Consider the following 6,959-nt stretch of genomic DNA (forward strand, 5'->3'; position numbering starts at 1 on the left):
GCCTCGGCTCGCACGTGCACTGGGACCGCCGTCTGGACGCGCGGCTGGGCGCCGCGCGGATGGGGATCGCGGCGATCAAGGGGGGCGTGGGCGGCGGCGGCGTCGACCGGGGCCGGGGCCCCGCGGCGCCGGTCCGGGGGATCAGGACCCGCGCCCCCGGACCGGGGATCCGGCCGGGGCGCCGGTGATCAGGCGCCGAGCCACAGGTCGGGGCCGAACACCTCGTAGTGGATGTCGGCGGCCGGGACGCCCGCCGTCAGCAGCTGCTCGCGGACGGCGCGCAGGAAGGGCAGCGGGCCGCAGAGGTAGGCGGTGGTGCCGGCCGGCACCTCGACGGAGGCGAGGTCGACCAGTCCGGTGCGCTCGGCCGGCCACTCGCCGAGCGGCTGCTCGTAGAAGACGTGGGCGGTGGCGTTCGGCAGCTCGGCGGTCAGCCGGGCCAGGTCGGCACGGAAGGCGTGGTCGAGCTGGTTGCGGTCGCCGTGCACCGAGACGATCCGGCGGGTGGAGCCGGTGGCGGCCAGGTGGTCGAGCATCGCGGTCATCGGGGTGTTGCCGATGCCGGCGGAGGCGAGCAGTACCGGACCGTCGCCGTCGGCCAGGAGGACGTCGCCCATCGGGGCCGAGAGCTCGACGGTGTCGCCGGCCCGCAGGTGGTCGTGCAGGTGGCCGGAGACCTCGCCGCCCGGTTCGCGCTTGACGCTGAAGCGCAGCGCGCCGTCGGCCCGGCCGGAGAGGCTGTACTGGCGGATCTGCCGGGCGCCGTCGGGCAGTTCGGTGCGCACGGAGACGTACTGGCCGGGGCGGGACGCCGGGACGGGGCGGCCGTCGGCCGGGCGGACCAGGTAGCCGGTGACGGTCTCGGTCTCCTGGTGGCGGGCCACCACGGTGTACGGGCGCCACAGGTCGTCCGGGTCACCGCCCGCGGCGGCCTCGGTGCGCAGCCGGTTCTCGACGGCCATCAGGGCGTTGGCCATCAGCCAGTACACCTCGTCCCAGGCGGCGGCGACCTCGGGGGTGACGGCCTCGCCGAGGACCTCCACGATGGCGGCGAACAGGTGCTCGTGGACGATCTTGTACTGGTCGTCGGCGATGCCGACCGAGACGTGCTTGTGGGCGATCCGGGCCAGCATCGCGTCCGGGCGCTGGTCCGGGTGGGCGACCAGGGCGGAGGCGAAGGCGGCTATCGAACCGGCGAGGGCCTGGCGCTGGGTGCCGTTGGCCTGGTTGCCCCGGTTGAAGAGGTCGCGCAGCAGCTCGGGGTGGGCGGCGAACAGCCGGTCGTAGAAGCGCGGGGTGATGTCGCCGATGGCGGCGCCGACGACGGGCAGGGTGGCCTCGATGACCTCGGCGGACTTCGCGGACAGCATCAGTGGGGCTCCTAACTGGTATCTGAGATTCGCATTAAAGGCCGCGCGGTGGCGCGCGACCCCGTTGGGGGCGGGTCGGTCGGGTGGGGCGGGGGTGGAGCGGTGGGTGGGGCGGGGTCAGCCGGCGGACCCGGTGGCGGGAGTGCCCGGCGGTCGTGCGGTGAGGCTGAGCAGGACCGGCCCGGTGGGCGCGGCCACCAGGTCGTCGATGCAGAGCGGGTCGAGCGTGGCGAAGAACGCCTCCTGGGCGTTGCGCAGCGCCCCGCGCAGCCGGCACGCGGCACGCAGCGGGCACGGCGGGTCGTCCTCGCAGCCGACCACGTCGCCGACGCCCTCCAGCTCCCGCAGCAGCAGTCCGAGCGAGCCGGTCCGCCCGGCGAAGGTGAGCATCAGCCCGCCGCCGCGACCGCGCCGGGCCTCCACCACCCCGAGGTGCTGCAGGCGGCTGACCACCTTCGCCGCGTGGGTGTAGGGCACGCCGACCGACTCGGCCACCTCGCGGGTGGTCGGGTTGTCGCCCTCCTTCAGGACCGCCAGTCGCATGGCGATCCGGAGGGCGATGTCGGTGCTCTTGGTCAGCCTCACGTTCGAAACGCTATCGAATACGACTCCACAACTCCAATTTTCTGCACGCCCCTGATCGGGCCGGTCCCGCCGGCTGCCCCGGTGAACCGGTCGAATCTGAACAGTTGGCGACATTAGTGGTCACCCGCTGACGGGCAGTCAGCACGGCTTCTACGCTTCGTGCGGCCCCGGGCCCGCCCCGCGCGTGGCGCGGCGCCCCGCGCGTGGCGCACCGCACCGCCCGTGCGGCCCGGTACCGCAGGTGCGGCCGGGCACCGTCGACCCCGCACGTGACGTACCGCACAGCCGCACCGCCCGCACCACCGACACCACCGGCACCACCGCACCGCCGACCGAACGGAGAGACCGTGAGAACACGCCGAGCACCCCGCCGGACCCTGACGGCCGTGACCGCGATAGCCGCGGCCACGGCCGCACTGCTGTCCCAGCCCGGCACCGCCCGGGCCGCCGCACCACCGCCGACCGTCACCGCCCAGGTGCCGGTGGCGCCCTACCCGGCCGGTGTCGCGCTGACGCCGGACGGCGGCCACGCCTACGTCACCAGCCAGAGCACCGGCACCGTCAGCGTGCTGGACACCGCGAGCGGGACGGTGACGGGCAGCTTCACCGACGGCTCCGGCTCCTACGCGGTCGCCGTCTCGCCCGACGGGCACCGCGCCTACCTGACGCACCACCTGGACAACACGGTCAGCGTCGTGGACACCGCGTCGAACACCGTGACCGCGACCGTCCCGGTCGGCGCCCAGCCCTGGGGCCTCGCCCTGTCGCCCGACGGCGCGCGCGCCTACGTGAGCAACGCCGCCGCCAACACCGTGAGCGTGCTGGACACCGCGACGAACACCGTCACCGCGACCGTCCCGGTCGGTGCCGAGCCGCACGGGCTGGCCGTCTCGGCGGACGGCAAGCGGCTGTACGTCGCGGCCTCCGGGGACAAGGCGGTGAACGTCGTCGACACCGTGGGCAGCGCGGTGAGCGCCACCGTTCCCGTCGGCCACAGCGCCTTCGGCCTCGCCCTCAGCCCCGACGGCAGCCGGCTCTGGGTCGCCGACGGCGACGACAGCACCGCCGCCGTGATCGACACCGCGGCGAACGCGGTCCTGGGCACCGTCGCGGTCGGCTCCGGTCCGTACGCCGTCACCCTCGCCCCCGACGGCTCGGCCGCGTACGTGTCCGACTACGCCGACAACACGCTGAGCGTGGTGGACACCGCCGCCCGGACCGTCACCGCGACCGTCCCGGTGGGTGCCAGCCCGTACGCGCTGGCGCTGACCGCCGACGGGCGGCACGGCTACCTGGCGGACTTCACCGGCGGCGCCGTCCAGGTGCTGGACTTCCCGCTGCCGGTGCCCGCCGTGACCGCGGTCACCCCGAACGGCGGCTCCGGGACGGGCGGCGTCGCGGTGACCGTCACCGGCACCGACCTCAACGGCGCCACCGCCGTGACCTTCGGTGCGGCCGGTGCGGCCGCCGCGTTCAGCTGCACGAAGACCAGCTGCACCGCGACCGCCCCCGCCACCACCGTGACCGGTCCGGTGGACGTCCGGGTCACCACGCCCGGCGGCACCAGCGCGGCCGTCGCCGCCGACCGCTTCACCTACACCGCGCCCAGCGCCCACCTGGGCGTGGCGCTCACCGCGACCCCGGTGACCCAGCTGCTCGCCAGCCGGGTCGACTACGTGGTCACGCTGACCAACCAGGGGCCGGACCCGCTGACGGCGGCCGCCGTGGCCGCCACCCTGCCCGCCGGGCTGACCTGGAGCTCCACCGACTGCACGGTCGCGGCCGGGAAGCTCACCTGCGCGCTGTCCGCACCGCTGGCCAAGGGGGCGACCGCCGTCCGGCACTTCTCGGCCAGGGTCGGCCTGCTCTCGCCGATCCGGAACTGGGACGTCACCGTGGCCCGTTCGGCCGGCACGCCCGCCGACCCGGCTCCCACCACCAGCCGGGACACCCGCAGTTGTGCGAGCGTCCTCGGGCTGACGATCACCTGCAAGTAGCACCCGCGTCCGTCCGGGCGCCCCGGGTCCGTCGTCGGACCGCGGCGCCGGTCCGGACGGGGGTGTGAGCACGGACCTCGGGCCCCGCCGGGGTACCCCCGGCGGGGCCTCCGCCGTCGACGGCGCCGGGACCGTGCTGGACGAAGTGTCCGATCTGGACGTACAGTCCAGACATGCCCTCGGAAAACCCCGACCCCCGGGTGCGGACCTTCGCCCCGGTCTGCCGCGCGGTGGCCCTGCTGCTCGGCCCGTACGCCGAGGTGGTGCTGCACGACCCCGCCACCGACCGGGTGCTCGCCATCTGGAACCCGATGACCCCCCGCGCCCCCGGCGACCCGTCGATGCTCGGCGAACTCGACGAGGTCGACCCCTCCGCCCCCGACGTCTACGGCCCGTACGAGAAGTCGCTGCCCGACGGCCGCCGGCTCTCCTCCGTCAGCGCCGTGCTGCGCGACGACGCCGGCCGGCCCACGGCGGTGCTCTGCGTCAACCTCGACCGGGGCCCGCTGGAACAGGCCGCCGCCCTGCTGGCAGGCTTCGCCGCACCCAGCGCGCCACGCCCCGAACCGCTCTTCGAACGGGACTGGACGGAGCGGATGAACGACGTGATCGGCGGCCGCGTCCGCGCGCAGGGCCGTCCGCTGGAACGCTTCACCCGCGAGGACCGGCTGGCCGTGCTGCGCGAACTCGACGAGGCCGGGGTGTTCGCCGTGCGCCGCGCCGTTCCCGTCGTCGCCACCGCACTGCGGATCTCCCGCTCCACCGCCTACAGCCTGCTCGCCGAACTCAAGCACCCCGCGGGGCCCTGAACCCCACGCGGCCCTGAACCCCGCGGGGCCCTGAACCCCGCAAGACCCGCGACCCCCCGCAGGACCGCACGCCCCGCAGCCCCCCCGCAGCCCCCCGCGGGCCTCAGGAAGGAACCGCCCCGTGCCCCAGCTCCCCGACTTCCGGCTCGAAACCCACCTGTCCCGCTGGGAGTTCACCGCCCCCCACCACCTCACCGCCTCCGACGCCCAGACCATGACGATGGCTGAGCTGCTCGCCCTGGCCGGCCCCGAGGACCGCGAGGCCTGGGACACCCTCGCCCTCGGCTACACCGAGACCTACGGTGACCCCGGGCTGCGCCGGGCCGTCGCCGGGATGTACGAGCGGGTCGACGCGGACGACGTGATCTGCTTCGGCGGCGCCCAGGAGGGGCTGAACCTCGCCATGCGGGTGCTGCTCGAACCGGGCGACCACGCGGTGGTGGTGACCCCCAACTACCAGTCCGCCGAGACGATTCCGCTCTCCCTGTGCGAGGTCACCGGCGTCGCGCTGGACGAGCGGCGGGACTGGGCGCTGGACCTCGACGCGGTCGAGGCGGCGCTGCGCCCGAACACCAGGGTGGTGTCGGTCAACTTCCCGAACAACCCCACCGGCGCGGTGATCGGCGCCGCCGACTTCGCCCGGCTCGTCGAACTCTGCGACGGGCGCGGCATCCGACTCTTCTCGGACGAGGTCTACCGCGGCCTGGAGCGCGACCCGTCGCGGACCCTCCCGCAGGCCGCCGACCTCTCCGAGCGCGCCCTCTCGCTCAACGTCACCTCCAAGTCGCTCGGCCTGCCCGGCCTGCGGATCGGCTGGATCGCCTGCCGGGACCGGGAGTTGCGCGCCCGCCTGGAGCGGGCCAAGCACTACGCCACGATCTGCAACTCGGCGCCGAGCGAGGTGCTGGCCCGGATCGCGATCACGGCCCGCGAACGGATCCTGGCGCGCAACCGCGGCATCATCGCGGAGAACCTGCCGCTCTTCGACGCCTTCTTCGCGGAGTTCGCCGACCGCTTCGAGTGGCGCGCCCCGGACGGCGGCTGCGTCGCGTTCCCGCGGTACCTCGGGGCGGACGGCGTCGAGGCCTTCTGCGCCGGGCTGGTCGAGCAGGCGGGCGTCATCCTGCTGCCCGCGAGCATCTTCCGCTCCGAGCTGACGCCCACCCCGGCCGTCACGGGTGTGGGGAGCGTTCAGAGCTTCTGCCAGGCCGGCTTGGCCGCGTAGGTGTCGCGGAAGTAGTCGGCGAGCTTGAGGCGCGAGGCGGCGGCCTCGTCGACCACCACGGTGGCGTGCGGGTGCAGCTGGAGCGCGGAGGCGGGGACGACGGCGGACAGCGGGCCCTCGACGGCGAGCGCGACGGCTTCGGCCTTGGCCTCGCCGGTGGCGAGCAGCACCAGGTGGCGGGCCTCCAGGATGGTGCCGATGCCCTGGGTGATGACGTGGTGCGGGACCTCGTCGATGCTGTCGAAGAAGCGCGCGTTGTCCTCGCGGGTCTGCCGGGTCAGGGTCTTGATCCGGGTCCGGGAGGCCAGCGAGGAGCAGGGCTCGTTGAAGCCGATGTGGCCGTCCGTCCCGATGCCGAGCAGCTGGAGGTCGACGCCGCCGGCCCCGGCCAGCGCCCGGTCGTAGGCGGTGGCGGCCGCGGCGATGTCCGTCGCGTTGCCGTCCGGGCCCAGGAAGGAGTCCTCGGTCAGGCCGAGAGGCTCCACGACCTCGCGCAGCACGACCGAGCGGTAGGACTCCGGGTGGCCGGCTGGCAGGCCGACGTACTCGTCCAGCTGGCAGACGCGCGCCCGGGAGGCGTCCAGCCGGCCGTCGCCGACCCGCGCGGCGAGGGCCTGGTAGATCGGCAGCGGGGTCGAGCCGGTCGCCACGCCGAGCAGGGCGTCGGGCTTGTCGGTCAGCAGATCGGTGATCGCCGCGGCGATGAGCTCGCCGGCCGCTGGGGCGTCTGGGACGATCACGATTTCCATACTGGGTCCACCGTTCTGAGGCGCGTCTGAGGTCTAGACCTCCGAGGTCTAGACCAGTTTGCCGTGAACGGGTGCCCCAGGTCCACCCGGGGCCTGGTCGGAGCCGGTCTCCGGGCCCCTCGGCGCGGGACGCCGAAGGGCCGGGCGCCCGGGCCGGGGGGCCCCGCCGCCCGCCCCCCCCGGGGGGCCCCCCCCGCGCGGCCAGCGCCCACCCACCCGTCGGG

At 74.8% G+C, this 6,959-nt stretch carries 6 protein-coding genes and 1 pseudogene; 4 read left to right on the plus strand and 3 right to left on the minus strand.

Annotated elements, in window-relative coordinates; all coding sequences use genetic code 11:
* Positions 1–188, plus strand: a pseudogene (locus ACFV0O_RS34910) (chorismate synthase); the annotation flags it as partial.
* On the opposite strand, the gene ACFV0O_RS34915 reads toward ACFV0O_RS34910, so the two are convergent.
* Together ACFV0O_RS34915 and ACFV0O_RS34920 are read right to left on the minus strand one after the other, a co-directional pair.
* A complete protein-coding gene (locus ACFV0O_RS34915) occupies positions 189–1,370 on the minus strand; it encodes a globin domain-containing protein (protein ID WP_380347894.1) in 1,182 nt (393 codons plus the stop codon).
* 117 nt (positions 1,371–1,487) lie between these two features.
* Positions 1,488–1,955: an RrF2 family transcriptional regulator gene (locus ACFV0O_RS34920; protein WP_380347896.1), complete on the minus strand. Its 468-nt coding sequence runs from the start codon at positions 1,953–1,955 to the stop codon at positions 1,488–1,490.
* Between the two features lie 386 nt (positions 1,956–2,341).
* Between ACFV0O_RS34920 and ACFV0O_RS34925 the strand changes: the two genes are divergently transcribed.
* The 3 genes from ACFV0O_RS34925 to ACFV0O_RS34935 all read left to right on the plus strand — a co-directional run bounded on the left by ACFV0O_RS34925 (position 2,342) and on the right by ACFV0O_RS34935 (position 5,986).
* Positions 2,342–3,952 carry a beta-propeller fold lactonase family protein gene (locus tag ACFV0O_RS34925; protein WP_380347898.1) on the plus strand — a complete coding sequence of 537 codons (1,611 nt, stop codon included), beginning with the start codon at positions 2,342–2,344 and terminating at the stop codon, positions 3,950–3,952.
* Positions 3,953–4,125: 173 nt separating this feature from the next.
* Positions 4,126–4,761: a transcriptional regulator gene (locus tag ACFV0O_RS34930; RefSeq protein ID WP_380347900.1), complete on the plus strand. Its 636-nt coding sequence runs from the start codon at positions 4,126–4,128 to the stop codon at positions 4,759–4,761.
* A 121-nt stretch (positions 4,762–4,882) separates the two neighbouring features.
* On the plus strand, positions 4,883–5,986 hold the full coding sequence (locus tag ACFV0O_RS34935; RefSeq protein ID WP_380347902.1) for an aminotransferase class I/II-fold pyridoxal phosphate-dependent enzyme: 1,104 nt from the start codon (positions 4,883–4,885) through the stop codon (positions 5,984–5,986).
* Here ACFV0O_RS34935 and nagB read toward each other — a convergent pair.
* Positions 5,953–6,735, minus strand: coding sequence for a glucosamine-6-phosphate deaminase (gene nagB, locus ACFV0O_RS34940; RefSeq protein ID WP_360267757.1), 783 nt, complete (start codon positions 6,733–6,735; stop codon positions 5,953–5,955). The genes ACFV0O_RS34935 and nagB overlap by 34 nt on opposite strands.
* Positions 6,736–6,959: the final 224 nt, after the last annotated feature.

Origin of the sequence: Kitasatospora sp. NPDC059577 (genome assembly GCF_042735475.1) — a bacterium.
GTDB lineage: Bacteria > Actinomycetota > Actinomycetes > Streptomycetales > Streptomycetaceae > Kitasatospora.